This window comes from Burkholderia sp. BCC0398, assembly GCF_902833245.1.
Taxonomy (GTDB): domain Bacteria; phylum Pseudomonadota; class Gammaproteobacteria; order Burkholderiales; family Burkholderiaceae; genus Burkholderia; species Burkholderia sola.
In genome coordinates, this window is the sequence record NZ_CADFEM010000010.1 from 163,283 (window position 1) to 182,621 (window position 19,339).

18 protein-coding genes and 1 pseudogene are annotated in these 19,339 nt (G+C 68.4%); 9 read left to right on the plus strand and 10 right to left on the minus strand.

Features of this window, described 5'->3' with window-relative positions:
* Nucleotides 1–30: 30 nt before the first annotated feature.
* Nucleotides 31–1,455, plus strand: coding sequence for an MFS transporter (locus HWX76_RS22490; RefSeq protein WP_176016353.1), 1,425 nt, complete (start codon nt 31–33; stop codon nt 1,453–1,455).
* Nucleotides 1,456–1,646: 191 nt separating this feature from the next.
* On the opposite strand, the gene HWX76_RS22495 is transcribed toward HWX76_RS22490, so the two are convergent.
* Complete coding sequence (locus HWX76_RS22495) at nt 1,647–1,877, minus strand: hypothetical protein (protein ID WP_050012270.1); 231 nt, start codon at nt 1,875–1,877, stop codon at nt 1,647–1,649.
* Nucleotides 1,878–2,092: 215 nt separating this feature from the next.
* Between HWX76_RS22495 and HWX76_RS22500 the strand changes: the two genes are divergently transcribed.
* The 4 genes and pseudogenes from HWX76_RS22500 to HWX76_RS22510 all read left to right on the plus strand — a co-directional run bounded on the left by HWX76_RS22500 (nt 2,093) and on the right by HWX76_RS22510 (nt 4,557).
* Nucleotides 2,093–2,524, plus strand: coding sequence for a YciI family protein (locus HWX76_RS22500; protein ID WP_176016354.1), 432 nt, complete (start codon nt 2,093–2,095; stop codon nt 2,522–2,524).
* A gap of 111 nt (nt 2,525–2,635) precedes the next feature.
* Nucleotides 2,636–3,442 (plus strand): DinB family protein, encoded by an 807-nt coding sequence (locus HWX76_RS22505; protein ID WP_089489646.1) that lies wholly within the window; start codon nt 2,636–2,638, stop codon nt 3,440–3,442.
* Nucleotides 3,439–3,549 (plus strand): annotated as a pseudogene (locus HWX76_RS36730) (alpha/beta hydrolase); the annotation flags it as partial. The gene HWX76_RS22505 and the pseudogene HWX76_RS36730, both read left to right, overlap by 4 nt.
* A gap of 132 nt (nt 3,550–3,681) precedes the next feature.
* Complete coding sequence (locus tag HWX76_RS22510) at nt 3,682–4,557, plus strand: alpha/beta hydrolase family protein (protein WP_176016393.1); 876 nt, start codon at nt 3,682–3,684, stop codon at nt 4,555–4,557.
* A 28-nt stretch (nt 4,558–4,585) separates the two neighbouring features.
* On the opposite strand, the gene HWX76_RS22515 is transcribed toward HWX76_RS22510, so the two are convergent.
* Both HWX76_RS22515 and HWX76_RS22520 read right to left on the minus strand, forming a co-directional pair.
* Nucleotides 4,586–4,816, minus strand: coding sequence for a hypothetical protein (locus tag HWX76_RS22515; RefSeq protein WP_050012266.1), 231 nt, complete (start codon nt 4,814–4,816; stop codon nt 4,586–4,588).
* A gap of 207 nt (nt 4,817–5,023) precedes the next feature.
* The gene (locus tag HWX76_RS22520; protein WP_050012265.1) at nt 5,024–5,923 is read right to left on the minus strand and encodes a hypothetical protein; all 900 of its coding nucleotides are present in this window, start codon (nt 5,921–5,923) and stop codon (nt 5,024–5,026) included.
* Between the two features lie 79 nt (nt 5,924–6,002).
* Here HWX76_RS22520 and HWX76_RS22525 point away from each other — a divergent pair, with 79 nt between their 5' ends.
* Nucleotides 6,003–6,341 carry a helix-turn-helix transcriptional regulator gene (locus tag HWX76_RS22525; RefSeq protein WP_050012264.1) on the plus strand — a complete coding sequence of 113 codons (339 nt, stop codon included), beginning with the start codon at nt 6,003–6,005 and terminating at the stop codon, nt 6,339–6,341.
* A 260-nt stretch (nt 6,342–6,601) separates the two neighbouring features.
* Here HWX76_RS22525 and pqqE read toward each other — a convergent pair whose 3' ends face one another.
* The 6 genes from pqqE to HWX76_RS22555 form a co-directional block, all read right to left on the minus strand.
* The gene (pqqE, locus tag HWX76_RS22530) at nt 6,602–7,741 is read right to left on the minus strand and encodes a pyrroloquinoline quinone biosynthesis protein PqqE (protein ID WP_124638880.1); all 1,140 of its coding nucleotides are present in this window, start codon (nt 7,739–7,741) and stop codon (nt 6,602–6,604) included.
* A gap of 1 nt (nt 7,742) precedes the next feature.
* Nucleotides 7,743–8,024 carry a pyrroloquinoline quinone biosynthesis peptide chaperone PqqD gene (pqqD, locus tag HWX76_RS22535; RefSeq protein ID WP_006480620.1) on the minus strand — a complete coding sequence of 94 codons (282 nt, stop codon included), beginning with the start codon at nt 8,022–8,024 and terminating at the stop codon, nt 7,743–7,745.
* Nucleotides 8,021–8,740: a pyrroloquinoline-quinone synthase PqqC gene (pqqC, locus tag HWX76_RS22540; RefSeq protein ID WP_050012262.1), complete on the minus strand. Its 720-nt coding sequence runs from the start codon at nt 8,738–8,740 to the stop codon at nt 8,021–8,023. The genes pqqD and pqqC overlap by 4 nt, the downstream gene beginning before the upstream one ends.
* Before the next feature lie 2 nt (nt 8,741–8,742).
* Nucleotides 8,743–9,666, minus strand: coding sequence for a pyrroloquinoline quinone biosynthesis protein PqqB (pqqB, locus tag HWX76_RS22545; protein WP_050012261.1), 924 nt, complete (start codon nt 9,664–9,666; stop codon nt 8,743–8,745).
* A gap of 60 nt (nt 9,667–9,726) precedes the next feature.
* A complete protein-coding gene (pqqA, locus tag HWX76_RS22550; RefSeq protein ID WP_006485436.1) occupies nt 9,727–9,801 on the minus strand; it encodes a pyrroloquinoline quinone precursor peptide PqqA in 75 nt (24 codons plus the stop codon).
* Between the two features lie 322 nt (nt 9,802–10,123).
* Entirely contained in the window at nt 10,124–12,172 is a 2,049-nt protein-coding gene (locus tag HWX76_RS22555) for a sigma-54-dependent Fis family transcriptional regulator (RefSeq protein ID WP_176016355.1), read from the minus strand.
* A 351-nt stretch (nt 12,173–12,523) separates the two neighbouring features.
* On the opposite strand from HWX76_RS22555, the gene HWX76_RS22560 reads away from it, so the two are divergent.
* The gene (locus HWX76_RS22560; protein ID WP_244137997.1) at nt 12,524–13,501 is read left to right on the plus strand and encodes an alpha/beta fold hydrolase; all 978 of its coding nucleotides are present in this window, start codon (nt 12,524–12,526) and stop codon (nt 13,499–13,501) included.
* Nucleotides 13,502–13,554: 53 nt separating this feature from the next.
* Here HWX76_RS22560 and HWX76_RS22565 read toward each other — a convergent pair whose 3' ends face one another.
* The gene (locus HWX76_RS22565) at nt 13,555–15,885 is read right to left on the minus strand and encodes a TonB-dependent receptor (RefSeq protein WP_176016357.1); all 2,331 of its coding nucleotides are present in this window, start codon (nt 15,883–15,885) and stop codon (nt 13,555–13,557) included.
* 432 nt (nt 15,886–16,317) lie between these two features.
* Here HWX76_RS22565 and HWX76_RS22570 point away from each other — a divergent pair, with 432 nt between their 5' ends.
* On the plus strand, nt 16,318–18,039 hold the full coding sequence (locus HWX76_RS22570) for a methanol/ethanol family PQQ-dependent dehydrogenase (RefSeq protein ID WP_069617477.1): 1,722 nt from the start codon (nt 16,318–16,320) through the stop codon (nt 18,037–18,039).
* Nucleotides 18,040–18,130: 91 nt separating this feature from the next.
* Nucleotides 18,131–19,336: a c-type cytochrome gene (locus HWX76_RS22575; protein WP_089489651.1), complete on the plus strand. Its 1,206-nt coding sequence runs from the start codon at nt 18,131–18,133 to the stop codon at nt 19,334–19,336.
* The last annotated feature ends 3 nt before the right edge of the window (nt 19,337–19,339 follow it).

Sequence of the window (19,339 nt, forward strand, 5' to 3'; positions counted from 1 at the left end):
CGCGGCCCCTTTTTCATTTCAGAGGACGCCATGCCCACCGCCACCGCTCCCGCCTCCGCCGCCGCCCGGCTCGAACGCCTGCCGTTCTCCGGCTATCACAAGCGCATCTTCTTCATCATCGCGATCGCGTTCTTCTTCGACTCGGTCGATCTCGGCACGATGACGTTCGTGCTCGGCTCGATCCGCAAGGAGTTCGGGCTGTCGACGGCCGCCGCCGGCCTCGTCGCGAGCGCGAGCTTCTTCGGGATGGTGCTCGGCGCGGCCGTGGCCGGCCTGCTCGCCGACCGCTTCGGCCGCCGGCCCGTGTTCCAGTGGAGCATGGTGCTGTGGGGCGCCGCGTCGTACCTGTGCTCGACCGCGCAGAGCGTCGACGCGCTGATCGTCTACCGCGTGCTGCTCGGCATCGGGATGGGGATGGAGTTTCCGGTCGCGCAGACGCTGCTGTCCGAATTCGTGCCGACCGAGAAGCGCGGCCGCCTGATCGCGCTGATGGACGGCTTCTGGCCGCTCGGCTTCATCACGGCCGGCATCGTCGCGTATTTCGTGCTGCCGCAATTCGGCTGGCGCACCGTGTTCGCGCTGCTCGCGATTCCGGCCGTGTTCGTGCTGGTCGTGCGCCGCATCGTGCCGGAATCGCCGCGCTGGCTCGAACATGCGGGCCGGCACGCGCAAGCCGACACGGTGATGCAGACGATCGAGGCGAAGGTGATGCGCTCGGCCGGCGTCACGACGCTGCCGCCGCCGTCGCGGCTCGCCGAGCCGGCCGCCGCGCGCGGCCACGGCGCGCTGCGCGAGATCTGGAGCGGCGTGTACCGCCGCCGCACGGTGATGGTGTGGCTGCTGTGGTTCTTCGCGCTGCTCGGCTTCTACGGCCTCACGTCGTGGCTCGGCGCGCTGCTGCAGCAGGCCGGCTTCGAAGTCACGAAATCGGTGTTCTACACGGTGCTGATCTCGCTCGGCGGCGTGCCGGGCTTCCTGTGCGCCGCGTGGCTCGTCGAGCGTTGGGGCCGCAAGCCGACCTGCATCGCGTCGCTGATCGGCGGCGGCGCGATGGCGTACGCGTACGGCCAGAGCGCGCTGTACGGCGGCAGCACGACGCTGCTGATCGTCACGGGCCTCGCGATGCAGTTCTTCCTGTTCGGGATGTGGGCGGCGCTGTACACGTACACGCCCGAGCTGTACGGCACCGGCGCCCGCGCGACGGGTTCGGGCTTCGCGTCGGCGATCGGCCGGATCGGCTCGCTGATCGGGCCTTACGTGGTCGGCGTGGTGTTGCCGGTGTTCGGCCAGGGCGGCGTGTTCACGCTTGGCGCGCTGTCGTTCATCGCGGCGGCCATCGCCGTGTGGACGCTCGGGATCGAGACGAAGGGGCTCGCGCTGGAGCAACTGGCGGCAGGCGACGACGCGGGCGGCAGCGGCCGGTATCCGGCGGCGGCGGCGGACGAGGCGTCCTGATCGCCGGGTGGGTTTTCAGGCCGTTTCGAGCCGAATCCAGGTGCTCCTCGATCTCGACCTCATCCTGCCGATGCACGGCGCGGCGATCGCGCATGACATTCCGCGCGTGCTCGCCGCGCGATCGTCCAGTGCGAGGCCGCCGCCGCGTAAGCCGCGGCGGCGGTCATCCGGCACGCGTACAGCGGCGCCCGTCAGGCGTCGGCGACGACGAACTCTTCGGCCGCCTTGCGCTGGACCGCGGCCATCACGGCCAACTCGCGCTTGCTGCGCGTGTCGCCGGACACGACGCCCGTCGCGTGCTTCGCCTTCGCGCCCAGCGGGAAAAAGACGAACGACGCGCCGGCCGGGGCCGCCGGCTCCGCGCGCAGGCGTTTGTTCAGGATTTTCAGATACTTCTTCTTCGAGACTTCCTTAGCAGCCATGGCGCCCTCCGCGTACACGTGATGCGGACCAGCATACCAGTTTTGCCGATGCGCTCCGTGACAGCGGCCGCGCGGCGCACCGACTCCATCGCGCGTGAAAATTTCTCGCCCGCGATGTCGATTCGCGTCGCCGTCGCGCGTCGTGTTGTCGTAACCGATCGTTTTGCCGTCGCACCGTCGGCAAGCGCCCTGTTCCCTTTCAAGGAGAGACGACAATGCGCGTCATGGTCATCGTCAAAGCCACCGCCGATTCCGAATCCGGTCGGCTGCCCGACACCGACATGCTGGCCGCGATGGGCCAGTTCAACGAGGCACTCGTGAAAGCCGGCATCCTGCTCGCCGCCGACGGGTTGCACCCGAGCAGCCGCGGCAAGCGCGTGCACTTTTCCGGCAAGAACCGCACGGTCGTCGACGGCCCGTTCTCCGAAACGAAGGAGCTCGTCGCCGGCTACTGGCTGTGGCAGGTGAAATCGATGGAGGAAGCCGTCGAATGGGTGAAGCGCTGCCCGAACCCGATGCCCGGCGACTCGGACATCGAGATCCGCCCGCTGTACGAACTCGAGGAATTCGGCGACGCGTTTACGCCCGAGCTTCAGGAGCAGGAAGCGCACATCCTCGCGGAAATCGGCACGCGGCAGAAGCGCTGAGCGGGGCAAGCGGGCGGCGCGGGAGCGGTCCGCGTGTACCCCAATGAGCCGGTTGACGAACCCCCGGTCAGTAACGTATCGTTTTGTCACGTTACTGACCGGGGCTTCGTCATGCATTCCCGTTTCGACCGTTTCCGCTTGACCGCGCTCGGCGCCCAGCTCGAAGCGCTGATCGAACAGCCCGAGCGCTATCTCGAGTTCGCGGCGCTGTCGCGCGTCGGCGTCGCCGCGATCGGCGCGATCCAGGACGAGATCGCGCACAAATTCCCCGAAATCGAAGCCGACACGACGGCCCGCCAATTCTGCGGCGCGATGGTCGCCGACGTCATGCGCCGCCACGGCCACGAGGTCGTGCAGGCGCGCGGGCGGCTCGGCGGTGCGCTGTTCAGCTATGGCGCGGTGTTCAGCGCATCCCCGCACCGGCTGCCGTTCGCCGACATCGTCGCCGCGCTGGCGCGCATGCCGGCCCGGCTCGCCGCTTACGCCGCGCACGTACCGGCCGCGCTGGCGACGCGCCGCCCGGCCGGCACCGGCTTCTCGCTGGTCGAACATGCGTGCCACCTGCGCGATCTCGATGCGGTGTTCGCCGCGCGCATCGACGCCGTGCGCACGGCCGAGCTTCCCGCGATCGAATCCGTCGACGGCACCGCGCTCGCCGCGCAACGCGACTATCTCGCGCAGCCGCTCGATCTCGCCGTCGCGGCATTCGGCAGTGGCCGCGCCGCGCTGTGCGCCACCGCGGCCGCGCTGGAGCCAGCGCAACTCCAACGGTGCGGGCTGCGCGACGGCATCCGCCGCATGTCGCTCGACGAACTCGTGCGCGAACTGCTCGATCACGACCGCACGCACGTGCTCGAACTCGACGAACTCCTCGCCGAACTCGAATTGCCGCCCCTGCCTGCAGCGGCGGCCGCATGATCGCGCCCGCGCCCGTCGTCTCCATTCACGGTTTCATCGGCACGTTCGACGTGCACGGCTGGCACGGCCCGCCTCTTTGCCCCGACCTGCTCGGCTACGGCGCGCATCCTATGCAAACCGTCCGCCTGACAACCCGTAGGGTTCGCCGAAATATGGTTGAAAGGCGCGATTGCTAAAGTCGTCGCAACAGGGTTTTCCCGGCCTCCCGCCCCGGACTGGAACGACACATGCAAGGATCGATGAACCTGGCACGTACTTTCTGGCTGCTACTGCTGCTCGCCGTCACGAGCCCTGCGTTCGCCTTTCATGCGCGGGTCGTCGCGATTCCAAGCGCCGCGATGAGCGAAACGCTGAAGGCCACCATCGTGCTGCCCGACGATTACGCACGCGACAACCACGGCGAGCGCTACCCCGTCGTCTATCTGCTGCACGGCTCGGGCGGCGACCATACCGACTGGACGTCGAACACGCACATCGCCGCGCTGGCCGACCGCTATCGCGTGATCCTCGTGATGCCCGACGGCGGACATGAAAGCTGGTACATCGACAGCCCGTTCGATTCGGGCAGCCGCTACGAGACCTTCGTCGGCGATGAAGTCGTGTCCTATGTCGACCTGCATTTCCGCACGATCGCCGCCCAGCACGCGCGCGCGATCACCGGGCTCAGCATGGGCGGCTTCGGCGCCCTGCGCATCGCGCTCGACCGGCCCGACACGTTCGGCGCGGTGGGCAGCATCAGCGGCGCGGTCGATCCGCGCTGCTGCACGGACGAGCCGGGGATCGCACACGTGTTCGGCGATCCCGATCGCCATCCGTCGTTCTGGAACCGAAACGTGATCGTCGAAAACGCGCGGGCATTCGTGCGCGCCCATCTCGACCTGACGATCGATTGCGGCCGCGACGACGCATTCGTCGACTCGAACCGCACGCTGCACGAACGGCTCGTCGCGCTCGGCGTGCCGCACGACTATGCGGAGCGGCCGGGCGGCCATACGTGGGACTACTGGGCGAATGCGATCCGCTACCAGATGCGGTTCTTCGCGACGTCGTTCCAGCATCGCGGCTATGCGTACCGTGCCGCGCCGCCTGCACCGGGTATGACGCGCGCGGGCTGACGCACGAAAAAGAGAAACGACGAAGCCGTCAGTTGCCGTGCGTGGTGTCCGCGCCGACGACGCGATCGAAGAATTCCTGCGCACGCGCCAGCTCGTCGAGCGCGCGATCGAGACGCGACATCGCGCGTGCGTATTCGGCCGACGAGCCGTCGTCGTCGCTTTCGCCGCGCACCGCGCGAAACGCCTGATCGACGTTGCGCGTCGCTTCGACGAAGCGTTGTGCGGCCCGGGCTTCCGGCGAACAGATGTGGGTCGACATCGACACTCCTCCGTCAGGATTGCAGTGTGAAGCACGCCGACGCCCAGTGTGCGTGGTACGCATGTCGGCGACGTGAACCACGACCCGTCGCGTGTCGACGCATCGGCCGCCGCACCGCGCGCTTCGTGCCGATTGTCGCTCCGCGCTCGTCGATCCGCTACGGCGAGATTGCAACAAATTCTTGCGCGAACGGCGTCGCGCCCGGCGTCACGCGCGCCCGATGCGCGGATGCGCGAGCCCGGCGAACGCGGCCGCCTCGCCCGGCGACAGGTCGAACAGATCGCCGGTGAGATCGCGCGGATGCTCGGCCGCCGGCCGGTTGCGCAGGCGCGCGACATGCGTGGGCGCCACGTACGCGGCCGCCGTTTCGAGCGGCGGCACGTCGAACAGATCGCGCGTGACGCCGCGCACGGCGTCGGTCGGCGAACGGCCGCGCAAGCGCGCGACCAGCTCGACGAAGCGATCGAAATCGCCCGCGCGCGTGGCCTTGTTCACTTCCGCGAGATCGCGCGCCTTCAGCACGCATGGCTGCGCGAGCCGCACGAAATACGGTGCCTCGAGCTCGACCGACAGCGCGAGCGGATAGCTCTTGCCCGTCTGCTCCTTCGCACGCCCGATGCAGTCAACCACGGCCGCGCCCTGCGCGGCGCCCAGCGGCCTGCCCGTGCTCACGCTGCGCAGATGGTCGGGAAACACGCGCAACTGCGTACCGACCGTCAGCGCGGTGGACGACGCGCACACGAGCGCGTAATGCTGCTCGCGACGCCGGCCCGACGGCAACGTCGAGCGGCTGGCGATGAACGTGTGCGGCGGCAACGGCCGCACCTGACCGCTTGCGTCGACCCACGCATTCCACAGCAGCGCGTCCTTGCGCTCGCCCGCGCGCGGACGCGACGCGACCGGCGAAAACAATGCGAGCAGCGAACCCGTGCGATGCGCGGCGACTTGCGCGCTGCTGCCGAGCGGCTGGTTGATGCCCCACAGAAAACGCCCGCCGCCGAGCCGGCGCTCCCATTCCTTGCGGAGCACGACGGTCGGCAATTCCTCGCCGGACTCGGCGCCGATCTTGGTCCAGCAGAACGTGGGTGGGAGGTGTTTCAGTGTCATCAACTTTCTCGGGGATACAGCCTCGCTGCTGACAGCAAGCCCATTCAACAGCCGTAACTGTATAGGTATAATGCATCGCATGGAAGCCCCGGACCAAGATTTTCCCGTTCAAGACCTGTTGCGCCGCTTGATGGCAGACACACGCTCGTCCAGCGAAATTGCGCGACTTTCCGGGGTCAGCCAGCCAACCGTGTCGCGCCTTCGGCTGTCGAACGGGCGCCGGCTGCGCCGCAGCGCGCCATTCAACAAGCTATGCAGTTTCTATGGCGTCGATACCGAGCCGTCGCGGCGCCGGTACAACGACCTGCTGCGCGACGCGATCGTCGACGCGTGGGACGGGTCGGACGAGCACGGGCGCGCGCTGCTGGTCGTGATTCAGGGGCTGAAGGGTTTGCAGGCGAAGGCGGACGACGGGTGATGTCGCCAACGTGCCCGGTCATTCATCGGGATTGAACGGGATCGGCGCGCGCGCCCGCATCGGCGCAGGCGCGCCGTTTTCTCCATGCGCAGCGCAGCGGCTCGCGAGCATCACATCGCGCGCCGCGGCATCGAGGCGCGGATAGCCGGTGCCAGTCATGACATGCGCGGCGACGATTCGGCCCGCGCATCGGTTTCCAGTTCGACGAGCGCGGTGCCGTGTTCGCCCCTGCCGTCGTCCTGGCGGCGCCGCGTCAGCCGTCAGCCGTCGCACGCCGCGCTGCATTGCGCGAGCGAATTCTCCTTGCTGCGAAAAACCAGCGGCTGCTCGTCACGCGGCGCGCGACGTCGCGCGAACTGCACTGCCTGTTCGATCTGACCGTGATGAGCCGACTTCGCACACACCGGATCGGCTTCCTTCGGATCGCCGGCCAGCAGGTAGGCCTGACACCGGCAGCCACCGTGATCCGCATGCCGCTCGTCGCACGTACGACACGGCTCGCGCATCCAGTCGTCGCCGCGAAACGCGTTGAACGCATCGCTGTCGTACCAGATGTCCCTCAGCGAGCGATCGCGCACGTTCGGCAGCGCAAGCCCCGGCAGCGACCGCGCGGCATGGCACGGCAGCGCGGTGCCGTCCGGCGCGACGCCGAGGAACACCGAGCCCCAGCCGTTCATGCACGCCTTCGGGCGGCGCTCGAAATAGTCGGGCACGACGAACAGGATCTTGCAGCGCTCGCCGATCAGCTTCCGATAGCGGTTGACCGTGTCCTCGGCCTCGCGCACCTGCTCGACGGTCGGCATCAACTGGTCGCGATTGAGCATCGCCCAGCCGTAGTACTGCGTGTTCGCGAGTTCCAGGTAATCCGCGCCGAGATCGAGCGCCATCTCGATGATCTGCCCCACGTGCGGCAGGTTGTAGCGATGCAGCACGCAGTTGAGCACCATCGGGTAGCCATGCGCCTTGATCAGCCGTGCGACATCGCGCTTCAGTCCGAACGTGCGCGTGCTGGTCAGGAAATCGTTCAGCTCGCGCGTCGAATCCTGCAGCGACAACTGGATGTGGTCGAGCCCGGCGGCCTTGAGCCGCTCGATGCGCGCGACGTTCAGCCCGATGCCCGACGTGATCAGGTTCGTATAGAAGCCGAGCCCGCGCGCATGCGCGACGAGCGTCTCGAGGTCGCCGCGCTGCAGCGGCTCGCCGCCCGAGAAGCCGATTTGCGCGGCGCCGAGCGCGCGCGCATCGCTGATGACCGTGCGCCACGCGTCGGTGTCGAGTTCCGCGCCGTGCGTCGCGAAGTCGACCGGGTTGTAGCAGAACGCGCAGTGCAGCGGGCAGCGGTACGTGAGTTCCGCGAGCAGCCACAGCGGCGCGGACGGATGGGGCGTGTCGGGTGTCATGTCAGTCCAGCCAGCCGCGCAGTCGCGCATGATCGAGGAAACGGTAGACGTCGGTCGCGAGATCCGATTGCATGAACAGGCGCTCGAGCTCGCCGATGATGTCGTCCAGTTCGCGCGTGCCGTCGCAGCGCGCGAGAATCTCGCCGGCGCTCGGGTTGAGCTTGACCATGCCCTCCGGATAGAGCAGCACGTACGCATCCTGGGCCGCCTCCCATTGCAGGCGGTACATGCCCCTGAGGCAGGGGCGCAGCGGCACGCCGCTGGCGGCTTCGATCGCGTTCATAGGGGGTAGGCCTTTTCGACGGCGTCGAGCATCGACCACAGGATGTCGAGCTTGAATTGCAGAATGCCGAGCGCGCGCTGCTGCGCGTCCGGTGTCGTGAAATGCTGCAGCGTGACCGCGAGCCCATGCTCGACGTCGCGCTGCGCGAGCGGCACGCGGCTGCGAAAGTAATGCAGCCCGGCCGGCTCGATCCACGGGTAATGCGACGGCCAGCCCGCGAGCCGGTCGAGATGGATCTGCGGCGCGAACATCTCGGTCAGCGACGAGCACACCGCTTCCTGCCACGGCGCGCGCCGCGCGAAGTTCACGTACGCGTCCACCGCGAAACGCACGCCGGGCAGCACGTGTTCGAGCGACCACAGCTCGTCACGCGTCAGACCGCATGCCTCGCCGAGCCGCACCCACGCCTCGATGCCGCCTTCGTTGTCGCCCTGCCCGTCGTGGTCGATCAGCCGCTGGATCCAGCGGCGCCGCGTTTCGCGGTCGGGGCAGTTCGACAGGATCGCCGCATCCTTGAGCGGGATGCAGATCTGGTAATAGAAGCGGTTCGCGACCCAGCCGCGGATCTGCGTGGGCGAACAGGCGCCGCTGTTGAGCCGCCGGTTGAACGGATGATGGATGTGATAGCGCGATTCGAGCGCACGCAGGCGCGCCTCGAATTCGGTCGCGGTCCAGGGCGTCGCGTGCAACGCCGTAGCGGGGATCGGTGCGTTCATCGTCAGACCTGGAATTGCATGCCGTCGTGCGCGACGTCGATGCCGTGCGCGCGCAGGTGCGCGTGCTCGACGGAATGCGGATCGAGAATCGGGTTCGTGTTGTTGATGTGCGTGAGCACCTTGCGCGTGCGCGCGGGCAGCGTATCGAGCCAGTCGATCATGCCGGGCCGCCCGGGTTCCGCGCACTGCGCGAGATGTCCCATGTCGGCCGCGTGCTTGCCCGACAGGCCGAGATCGATCATCTCGGTGCCGGTCCAGAACGTGCCGTCCACCAGCACGAGATCGACGCCGTCCATGGCCGCACGTACCTCGTCGGTGACCGACGCGAGCCCAGGCGCATAGAACGCGCGCCGCCCGCTCGCGACGTCTTCGATCGACAGCGCGATGTTGTCGCCGGGCGCGGCCGACGCGCGTCGCGGCGAATAAGGCGGCGGCTTGCTGTCGACGGCGAGCGCGGTGAAACGGATCCCGCTCGCGGCCGGCACCGCGAACGGCTCGCCGGGCACGATCGTGTGCGCGGCCACGCCGCAGTAATGGCCGAGCAGCGGCACGAGCGGCAAGCCGGTCGACAGGTCGTCGAGCACCGGCGCGCTCGCGTAGAGCGGCAGCGGCGTCGAACGCTCGCGCAGCATCAGCAGGCCCGTCACGTGATCGATCTGCGCGTCGCACAGCACGACGGCGGCGATGCCGCTGTCGCGAATCGCGCGCGCCGGTTGCAGGTCCGGATCCGCGCGCAACTGGGAAAGGATGTCGGGCGACGCGTTGACGAGGACCCAGTCGACGCCGTCGTCGCTGACCGCGATCGACGACTGCGTGCGCGGCAGCACATGGCCGCTTCCGCTGCGCGCACGGCGGCAGTTCGCGCAATTGCAGTTCCATTGCGGCAGCCCGCCGCCGGCTCCCGAGCCGAGTATCTTGATCTTCATGGCGTCAGCTCCCGAGGCCGCCCGCGCCGATCACGGCGAAACGGGCGGCACGCACGGCGATCAGCGGTTGGCGATGTACATCGTGATTTCGAAGCCGAAACGCAGGTCGGTGTAAGACGGTGTCGTCCACTGCATGGTGTGTCTCCTGTCTGAATTGATGAGTCGATGAGTCGATGCGTTGCTGGATGAATCGAACGACCGCGGTAATCGAGCGGTCGGTTTCTATTCAGCAAGGAGCGTGCCGAAGCCGCTTTTCGGCGGCCCGGCGGCGGTAGACGGCCATCATCCGGGCATCGCGGCGGAATCCTTACGAATAGCCGACACGATTCGCGCGAATGCGTTCCGCCACCCCGGCGGAACGCTGTCCGCGCGTGGTCGCAGGTGTTGAATCGTTGAACACCGGTGTTGCAACTTGACACACCGGCTGTGACAGGTCGCGCGCAGCGCGACGAGCGCGTCAGCTTTCGTCGGACGGCTGGCGCCCCGCGTCGGCGGCCGGCATCTTCCGGTAGATCGTGTTGCGCGAGACGCCGAGCGCGCGCGCCGCGGCGGACACGTTGCCGCCGTGACGGGCCAGCGCGGCGGCGATCGCGGACGCGGCGACGTCCTGCAGGCGCGCATCGACGGAAGGCAACGCGTCCCCGGCGCCCGGCCCGGCCGCGGTGCTCGCCGCGGCGGGCGAATCGGGCGTGGCCGGCACGGCCTGCCCGGTCTGCACGGCATCGCCGCGCCGCAGGTCATCGAAGAAGTCGTCCGGCAGATGCTCGCGCCGGATTTCGCCATCGTCGTCGACCATGGCCGCCGCCGTGCGCAGCAGGTTGCCGAGCTGGCGGAAGTTACCCGGCCACGTGCAGCGCACGAACAACTCCATGACGTCCGGCGCGACGGACAGCGGCGGCCCGCCCGGCCCCGCGAACGCCTCGCGTTGCAGCATCTTCTGCACGACGACCGCGAGATCCGTGCGGTCGCGCAACGGCGGCAGGCGCACCACGAGGCCGTTCAGCCGGTAGTAGAGATCCTCGCGGAAACGGTTCTGCGCGATCATCTCGCGCAAGTCGCGGTGCGTCGCGCAGATGATCGCGATGTCCACGGCAATCGTCTTCGTCGACCCGAGCGGGTTCACGAGGCGCTCCTGCAGCACGCGCAGCAGCCGCACCTGCAGCGGATACGGCATGTCGCCGATCTCGTCGAGGAACAGCGTGCCGCCGTTCGCCTGCAGCAGCTTGCCGATCGCCCCCTTGCGGCGCGCGCCGGTAAACGCGCCCTCCTCGTAGCCGAACAGCTCGGACTCGATCAGCGTCTCCGGAATCGACGCGCAGTTGACCGCGACGAACGGCGCGTCGCGCCGCGGCGAGTCGTTGTGGATCGCCTGCGCGAGCAGTTCCTTGCCGGTGCCGGTCTCGCCGGTGATCAGGATCGGGATGTCCTTGCCGATCACCTTGCGCACCTTCGCGATCACGCACGCGACCTGCGCATCGCCGGTGTCGAGATAGTTGAGCCGCGACAGGCCGGCCGACGTGCCGGCCGCCGGCGCGGGCGCCGCGTTCGCGCGTGCGGCCGGCGCGCCCGCGTCGTGGACGTCCGTCGGCCGGCTGCCTTCGGCGAGCGTCGCGCGGCGGAAGTGCACGCGCGCGCAGACCACCGCGCCGTTGCCGAGATTGAGCATCAGGTGCCGGTCGGTGCTCGCGCGCATGCGGTCGATCAGCTGCGCACTGGTGACGTCGAACAGCGACGACAGCGTGTGCGCGCGCAGCGCCGAGAGCGGCATGCCGAGCTGGAACTGCGCGCTGCGATTGGCCGACAGGAAGCGCCCGTCGGCGGTGAACGCGACGATCCCCTCCATCAGCGTGCCGAGGAACTCGGGGCGGCCATGAAACGACACCTGCAGCGTTTCCTGAAAGGTCGTCGTAAACAGGTGATTCTCGATCATCTGCACCGACATCTTCGCGAGCGCCATCGTGTGCTGGTGATAGCTGCGGTGGTCGCCCGTCACGTCGAGCACGCCGATCGCGTCGCCGTACGGATCGAGGATCGGCACGCTCGAACAGGTCAGAAAGCGGTTCGCGGCCAGGAAGTGCTGGTCGCCGTGGACGACCATCGGGCACAGCTCTGCCAGCGCCGTGCCGATCGCGTTGGTGCCCTGCCGGCTCTCCGCCCAGTTCGCGCCCGGGCGCAGCGCGACCTTCTCCGCGCGGCGCAGGAAATCGTCGTCGCCGATCGAATGGAGGATCAGCCCTTCCGCATCGGTCAGCACGATCATGCTCTGCGTGTTGACGATCTGCTCGTGCAGCGTCTCCATCACCGGCATCGCGTGCACGCACAGCACCCGGCTCTGCTCGCGCTTGAGCACCAGCGCCGCGTTCGACAGCACGTCGTAGTCGGGTCGTGCCGATACCTGGAGGCCGAACGTCTCCGAGCGCTCGTGGGCCTTCTGGATCGACGGCGCGGGCCAGCCAGCGGGATGCGCGGCCCGTGACCCGGCCGCCTGCTCTACGTCATCGCGCATTGTCTCCTCCGGGGGATCCTTCCGGTCAACTGCCGGACTCTTTGCCGTCATTGCAAGCAAGCATCGGGCCACGCGGGCGCCGCGCGATAAATTGAAAGGACGATGTAATGAATCATCCGGGCGCGGCCGGGCGTGTCGTGTCGCGTCGCGCGACGGGCAGGCCTTCGTGATACCGCGAATTCCCGACGCGTGACTACCCGTGCGAATCCGGATCCTCGCGGCTGGCGCGTTTCTGGCTTTATCGCAGAACCCGTCCGGCCGCTGCCCGGCCGCGTGACGGTTGCCTTCCGATTCCGCCCGAACCCTATCGACATGACGCGTCGCCCGATTCGATCCACGCCGTCGCCTGCCATGCGGGCCTTGCCCGACGCATCGACGTCACCGCCCACGCCCGTTCGCCGACACCTGCACCGGGACGCGCAATCGATCGCGTTCGCCGTGGCCGGCGCCGCGCAAGGCCATCCGGTCGTCGTACTGCACGGCGGGCCCGGCAGCGGCAGCCAGGCCGGCATCCTGCGGCTGTTCGACCTTGCCCGCGTGCGCGTCGTGCTCGTCGACCAGCGCGGCGCGGGCGCGTCGACACCGCGCGGCGGCACGCGTCACAACACCACCGCGCGGCTGATCGCGGATCTCGAAGCGGTGCGCGAACAGCTCGGCATCGCACGCTGGGGCGTCGTCGGCGGATCGTGGGGCGCCGCGCTCGCGCTTGCGTATGCGGGCACGCATCCGGAACAGGTAACGGGCGTCGTGCTGCGCGGCCTGTTCCTGACGTCGCCACGCGAAGTCCGTGGACTCTTCGTGACGTCCCGCACGCGCGCGCCGCGCGAATGGCGGCGCCTGCATGCCGCGGCCGGCGGCGGCCGGCCGGAGCGCCTGCTGTCGCGCTGCGCTGCGGGGCTGCGCCGCGGCGCGAGCACAACCCGGCAGCGCATAGTCGCGCTCGCGTGGCACGCATACGAAAACGCGATCCTCGCATCAGTACGCACACGCCGCTCGCCCGTGCGCCCGATTCGGTCCCAGAAGACCGTCGGCCGGCTGATCGACAAATACCGGATCCAGGCGCACTACCTGCAACACGATTGCTGGCTCGGCGAGCGCCGCGTACTCGCGCTCGCGCGACGGGCCGCACTGGCCCACGTGCCGCTGTTCGCCACGCACGGGATGGACGATCCCGTTTGCCCGGTCGGCAACGTCGAGCGCCTCGCGCGCGCCGTGCCCGACGCGACAATCGAACGCGTGAAGGCCGGGCATCTGGCAAGCGATCCCGCATTGGCGCGCAGCGTCGCCCGCGCCGTGAATGCGATGTTCGCGATGGTGCCGTTCCCGTGACGGCCCGCGCCCGGTCGTGTCGCGACGGGACCGCACACGCAGCCGCATCACGCTCAATCCCACGCATAGCGCATGCCGACCCACGCGCCGCGCGGCGCGCCCGGCCCGACGAACTGCTCGTTCACCGGATTGGCGCCGTCGAACGTATGGTTCGCCCCGTTGAAGAAATTCTGGCCGAGTGCGCCGAAGCTCGCGTAGCGCTTGTCGAACAGGTTCGTCACGCTCGCGAACACCTCGAACCGCTTCGTGACCCGGTAACGCATGTCGAGATCGACCAGCACGTAGCCGGCGATCCGGCCGTTCACGTCGCCGTTGTTCTCGTCGCCGCGCGCGTACACGCCGCTACGCCACACGACGTTCGCGCCGATGTCCCACGCGGACGTCGCCGCATAGTCGAGCCGCAGTTTCACCGTATGCGCGGGAATGCCGGGGATGCGGTCGCCCGGCTTGACCGTCACGTTGCCGTTCGCGTCGGCCGCCGAATTCGCGGGGCTGTGTTCGGTCCACGACGATCGGTAGGTCGCATCGACATGGCTGTACGACAGCCCGACACCGAGCGGGCCGAACCGCGTGCGGCCGGCGAGCTCGATCCCCTGCCGCCGCGTATCGCCGACGTTGCGGAAGTAGCCCTGCGCGCTGGCCGGGCTGCTGATGAACTGGATGTCGTCGGTCAGCGTCGTGCGGTAGGCCGCGGCGCTCCAGGTCGTCGCCGCGCCGATGCGGCCGCGCACGCCGGCTTCGAACGTCTTCGAGATCACCGGCTTGAGCGCCGGGTCGGCGATGAAGTCGTTCGGCAACGAACACGGCGCGGCCGGGTCCGCGCACGCGAGTTCGATCGCGGTCGGCGAACGCATGCCTTCGTTGTAGGCCGCATACGCGGTGAAGCCCGCGACCGGGTTCCAGTTGAGCCCGACCGCCGGGTTGAAGCGCGAGAACACATGGGTGCCGTCGAGTAGCGGCTGCACGCCGCTCTCGTCGCCGATCTGCGCTTTCGACCAGTCGTAGCGGCCCGACAGCGTCAGCGTCCAGTGCGGCGTCAGCGACAGCGCGTCGCTCAAGTACACGCCGACATTCGCGTTGCGCGTCTTCGCGCTGGTCTGCGGGACGAAATCGCCGATGCCGATCGCCGCGCGCGCGTCGGTGAAAGACGCGTCCTGCGATGAGGCAACGTAGCTCGAGTTCGCGACATCGGCCGAGACGCCCGCGACCAGCCGGTTCGCCATCCCGCCGAGCTTGCCGAGCAGCGTGAGCTGCACGCTGCCGCCATAGCTGTCGGTGACGATCGTCGATTGCGCGTTGCTGCCCTGCATCGTGTCGACCGTGCCGTCGTCGTCCACCGATCCGTAATCCGTATTGTTGTTGCTGCTCGTGTTGACGTTGCGCAGGTGCCGGTAGTACGCATTGCCGCTCAGCTCGACGTCTTCGCCGAAAAAGCGCTCGCCCGACAGCGTCAGGTAGCCCGCGCTGTTGCGGTTCCGGTCCGGATACGTATATGCCTGCTTCCGGTTGTCGAGGAACGAGCGCGGGATCGTCTGGGTGCCGGACAGCGTGTTGTCCGCGCCGCCTGCGGCGATCGACAGCGTCGTGTCCGCATCCGTGTAGCGCAGCTTGCCGAACGCCTGCCGCACGCGGCTCGCGTTATGGTCGGCCCAGCCACCGTCGTTCGCGACGTTTGCAGTCGCGTAATAGTCCAGATTCGAGCCGATCGTCCCGCCCTGCTCGACGCTGGCGGTCTTGCGGCCCCATGAGCCGCCCGACACCTCCGCTTCGCCGCCCGGGCTCGACCTGCCGTTCTTCGTCGTGATCGCGAGCGCACCGCCGAGCGTGTTGAGCCCGTACACCGGGTTGGAGCCCGGAATCAGCTGCACGCGGTCGATCGCCTGCGTGGGCAGGATGTCCCAGTTCACGACGTCGCCGAACGGCTCGTTCACGCGCACGCCGTCGACGAACACCGACAGCCCCTGCGGCGTGCCGAGCAGCGGCGACGCGGTGAAGCCGCGATAGTTGACGTCCGTCTGGTACGGGTTGCCCTGCGCATCCGAGATCGTCACGCTCTGCAGGTTCGCCGCGAAGAAATCGGCGAGCGTCGCGCGGTGCTGCGCGTCGAGTTCCGCCGCACGCACCGTCTGCACGTTCGCCGGCACCTCCGACAACGGCGTGCCGATCCCGAGCAGCGGCGTCGTGCCGACGACGACCACCGCGGGCAGCACGATGGCCGGCTCGGGCGGCGCGATCGCGCTGCCGTCGGCCTGCTGCTGCGCGCGCACGCTGCCGGGCGACAGGCCGAACAGCGCCAGCGCGCCGACGGTCGTGCCGATGCATCGCGCACGCCGGCCGCGCCGCATCGCGCCGGCGCGCACGGCGCCCTTTGGTCTCCTGATCATTCCGTTGTCTCCGCACTAGTTTTCCGCCGGGCCGCGCGATGCACCGCGCGGCGCCGGGTTGTCGCGAAACCCGCGTGCGAGAACCGTGCCAGCGCCGCGAGCGCAAGCGGTGCGCGCCGCGTCGCCCCTCGCTTTGCGAAACGCATGCGTTCGGCCGATGTCCCGCTGTTCTACGGACTGCGCCACCTGTCATGTTTGGCAACACTTCCCGCGCGACGGTGTACCTGAATGCAACACCTGCGCCGACGCCACGGCGCGGGTCGTCGATCGGCCCATCGCAAGCGATACGCCGGTGTGCCGCGCCACACCGGCTTCCTGCCGCGATGGCATGCGATTTGCGTGACGGGCAGTGCACTCGGCCCGGAAACCCCAACCGTGCCGGCGCGACGAATCGTTCGCGGCGGTGCGACCACAATGACCCAGGAGACAACCATGAAGAAACTCTCGGCTTCAGCGAGCCGGCTGGCGACGATCGGCATCGCGGTGGCAGCCGCCGTCGCGCTGAACCCCGGCCTCGTCGAAGCGGCCGCGGACTACCCGGCCGTGACCTACCAGCGCCTGACCGATGCACACGGCGATCCGGGCTGGCTGACCTACTACCGCACCTACGACGGCCGCTCGCATTCGCCGCTCAAGCAGATCGACACGTCGAACGCGAAGGATCTCAAGCAGGTGTGGGCGTACAAGTTCCCCGCCGACCTGAAGCAGGGCTTCGAGGCCACGCCGATCGTCAACGGCAACTACCTGTTCGTGACGACGCCGAAGGACAACGTCTACGCATTCGATGCGAAGACCGGCAAGCAGCTGTGGAAATACGAGCCGAAACTCGGCGCGGCCTCGTTCAAGACCGCGTGCTGCGACGTCGTCAACCGCGGCGTCGCGCTGTACGGCAAGAACGTCTACATCGCGATGCTGAACGGCGAAATCGCGGCGCTCGACGCGCAGACCGGCAATCTCGTGTGGAAGAAGCAGATGTTCGAGCCGGGCCTCGGCTACGCGTTCTCGCTCGCGCCGCTCGCGATCGACGGCGCGATCGTCGTCGGCACGTCCGGCGGCGAATACGGGATTCGCGGCTACATCGCCGCGCTGAATCCGGAAGACGGCTCGCAGGTCTGGAAACGCTACACGATCCCCGCCGCCGGCGAAAAGGGCGCGGAAACCTGGCCCGACGGCATGCAGAGCCACGGCGGCGGCGCCGCGTGGCTGACCGGCACGTACGACGCCGCGTCGCGCACGCTGTACTGGGGCGTCGGCAACCCCGGCCCGTGGCTCGCGGCGCTGCGCCCCGGCGACAACCTGTATTCCGACTCGCTGCTCGCGCTCGATGCGAAGAGCGGCAACCTGAAGTGGCACTACCAGTACACGAACAACGACACGTGGGACTACGACGGCGTGAACGCGGCCGTCCTCGCGGACATCAAGTACAAGGGCAAGGACTACGACGCGATCATTCACGCGGATCGCAACGGCTTCTTCCATGCGATCGACCGCACGACCGGCAAGCTGATCTACGCGACGCCGTTCGTGAAAGCGTTGTCGGTCACCGGCTACACGGAAGACGGCAAGCCGATCCAGGACGCATCGAAGTTCCCGAAGGCCGGCACGACGATCGAGACGTGCCCGAGCTTCCTCGGCGGCAAGAACTGGTGGTCGATCTCGTACGACCAGGAACGCAACATCGCGGTCGTGCCCGCGCTGCATGCGTGCATGAGCCTGACCGGCAAGTCGGTCAGCTACATGGAAGGGCTGCCGTATCTCGGCGAAGGCTTCGAGATCAAGCCCGAACCGGGCAGCGAAGGCTACGGCGAACTGACGGCCATCGACGTGAACACCGGCAAGAAGCTGTGGAGCCACTGGTCGAAGAAGCCGTGGAACGGCGGCGTCGCGACCACGGCGAGCGGCCTCGCGTTCAGCGGCTCGCTCGACGGCCACCTGTACGCGTTCGATACGGCGACCGGCAAGGTTCTGTGGGAAAGCCCGCAACTGGCGAGCGGCATCATTTCGCAGCCGTCGGTGTACGAGGTCGACGGCAAGGAATATGTCGCCGTGCTCGCCGGCTATGGCGGCGCGAACCCGATCTGGGGTGGCCCGATGGCGGACATCGCGAAGGACGTTCCGCGCGGCGGCACGCTCTACGTGTTCGCGCTGAACTGACCCGGCGCTACGGCCGAATCGCGCCCGAGTCGCGCCCGCATGCGCCCGATGCGGGCGCGACGCCCCACCCGCTTCAACCGGACACACCACCATGAATACTCGCCTCACTTCCGTTACCGTCGCCAGTCTGCTCGCCGTGGGCGTGGCGCTGACACCGGCAGCCGCGTCGGCCGGCGTGCGCGTCTGCACGCTGCCCGGTAGCCCGACCACTGCGCTCGACCGCTCCGTTGCGCGCGAAGTGTTCCGCGCCGCGGGCATCGCCGCGACCTTCAACACACGCGGCGTCGACGACAACGGCGACGACGACGGCATCTCCGCCAGCGAGCTGACGAAATCGCTCGAACGCGACTGCGACGTGATCGCCGGTTTCCCGCGTTCGGCGATCGCCGATGCGTCGGGATCGAAAATGACGTTCTCGCAGGGCTATCTGCGCTCAGGCTACGTCAGCGTGTCGCTGCCCGATGCGCCAGCGCCGTCCGGCGCCAAGGAAACGATCGCGGCCACGTACGGCAGCCCGTCGCAACTGATCGCCGCGCAGCAGGCGAACGCACGCTTCGACCTCGAGAACACGAGCGAGAAAACGATCGGCGCGCTCGCCGCGGGCCGCGCGCAGCGCGCGATCGTCTGGTATCCGAGCGTCGTCGCGTACGAGCGTGCCCATCCGAAACAGCGGTTCAAGGTGGCGGCGACGTCGTCGCCGTACTCGGACTGGCAACTGTCGTTCGCATTCGGGCCGGGCAAGGACGCGCTGCAAAAGCGCATCGACGCGACGCTGTCGCAGATGAGCGGCAACGGCCGTCTCGCGTCGCTCACGCGCGGCTGGACGCTTCCCGCCGACATCGCGCAAGCCGCCGCCACGCACGCGCCCGGCCGGTTTCTCGACGGCGCGATCGCGTCCGCGCAGCGGCCGGCAAGGAGCGGCTTCATCAAGGTGTCGACGAGCGAAGGCAGCGGCGTCCCGTCGTTCGACCAGGCGCAGGTGCAGCACGGCAAGAAGCTCTACGGCGACGCGTGCGCGAAATGCCACGGCGACCAGCTCGAGGGCAATACCGCGCCCGCGCTGAGCGGGGAATCGTTCGCGCCCGAGGGCAAGTCGCACATCACGGTCGGCGGCATCTTCCTGTACATGTCGAGCAACATGCCGGCCGATCGCCCCGGCAAGATGAGCGCACAGGAATACGAGGACCTGATGGCGTTCCTGCTCTACTCGAACGGCTACGACGCGTCGCAGAGCAAGCTGACCGCCGATATCGCCAACGCGTCGAAGGCGCCGCTCATCGCCGGGCCGCGCAAGTAACTT

What these genes read in the sequence shown, in the direction of transcription:
- HWX76_RS22490 (WP_176016353.1), top strand. Translation starts at nt 31, where the DNA reads ATGCCCACCGCCACCGCTCCCGCCTCCGCCGCCGCCCGGCTCGAACGC.
- HWX76_RS22495 (WP_050012270.1), bottom strand. Translation starts at nt 1,877, where the DNA reads ATGGCTGCTAAGGAAGTCTCGAAGAAGAAGTATCTGAAAATCCTGAAC.
- HWX76_RS22500 (WP_176016354.1), top strand. Translation starts at nt 2,093, where the DNA reads ATGCGCGTCATGGTCATCGTCAAAGCCACCGCCGATTCCGAATCCGGT.
- HWX76_RS22505 (WP_089489646.1), top strand. Translation starts at nt 2,636, where the DNA reads ATGCATTCCCGTTTCGACCGTTTCCGCTTGACCGCGCTCGGCGCCCAG.
- HWX76_RS22510 (WP_176016393.1), top strand. Translation starts at nt 3,682, where the DNA reads ATGAACCTGGCACGTACTTTCTGGCTGCTACTGCTGCTCGCCGTCACG.
- HWX76_RS22515 (WP_050012266.1), bottom strand. Translation starts at nt 4,816, where the DNA reads ATGTCGACCCACATCTGTTCGCCGGAAGCCCGGGCCGCACAACGCTTC.
- HWX76_RS22520 (WP_050012265.1), bottom strand. Translation starts at nt 5,923, where the DNA reads ATGACACTGAAACACCTCCCACCCACGTTCTGCTGGACCAAGATCGGC.
- HWX76_RS22525 (WP_050012264.1), top strand. Translation starts at nt 6,003, where the DNA reads ATGGAAGCCCCGGACCAAGATTTTCCCGTTCAAGACCTGTTGCGCCGC.
- pqqE (WP_124638880.1), bottom strand. Translation starts at nt 7,741, where the DNA reads ATGACACCCGACACGCCCCATCCGTCCGCGCCGCTGTGGCTGCTCGCG.
- pqqD (WP_006480620.1), bottom strand. Translation starts at nt 8,024, where the DNA reads ATGAACGCGATCGAAGCCGCCAGCGGCGTGCCGCTGCGCCCCTGCCTC.
- pqqC (WP_050012262.1), bottom strand. Translation starts at nt 8,740, where the DNA reads ATGAACGCACCGATCCCCGCTACGGCGTTGCACGCGACGCCCTGGACC.
- pqqB (WP_050012261.1), bottom strand. Translation starts at nt 9,666, where the DNA reads ATGAAGATCAAGATACTCGGCTCGGGAGCCGGCGGCGGGCTGCCGCAA.
- HWX76_RS22555 (WP_176016355.1), bottom strand. Translation starts at nt 12,172, where the DNA reads ATGCGCGATGACGTAGAGCAGGCGGCCGGGTCACGGGCCGCGCATCCC.
- HWX76_RS22560 (WP_244137997.1), top strand. Translation starts at nt 12,524, where the DNA reads ATGCGGGCCTTGCCCGACGCATCGACGTCACCGCCCACGCCCGTTCGC.
- HWX76_RS22565 (WP_176016357.1), bottom strand. Translation starts at nt 15,885, where the DNA reads ATGATCAGGAGACCAAAGGGCGCCGTGCGCGCCGGCGCGATGCGGCGC.
- HWX76_RS22570 (WP_069617477.1), top strand. Translation starts at nt 16,318, where the DNA reads ATGAAGAAACTCTCGGCTTCAGCGAGCCGGCTGGCGACGATCGGCATC.
- HWX76_RS22575 (WP_089489651.1), top strand. Translation starts at nt 18,131, where the DNA reads ATGAATACTCGCCTCACTTCCGTTACCGTCGCCAGTCTGCTCGCCGTG.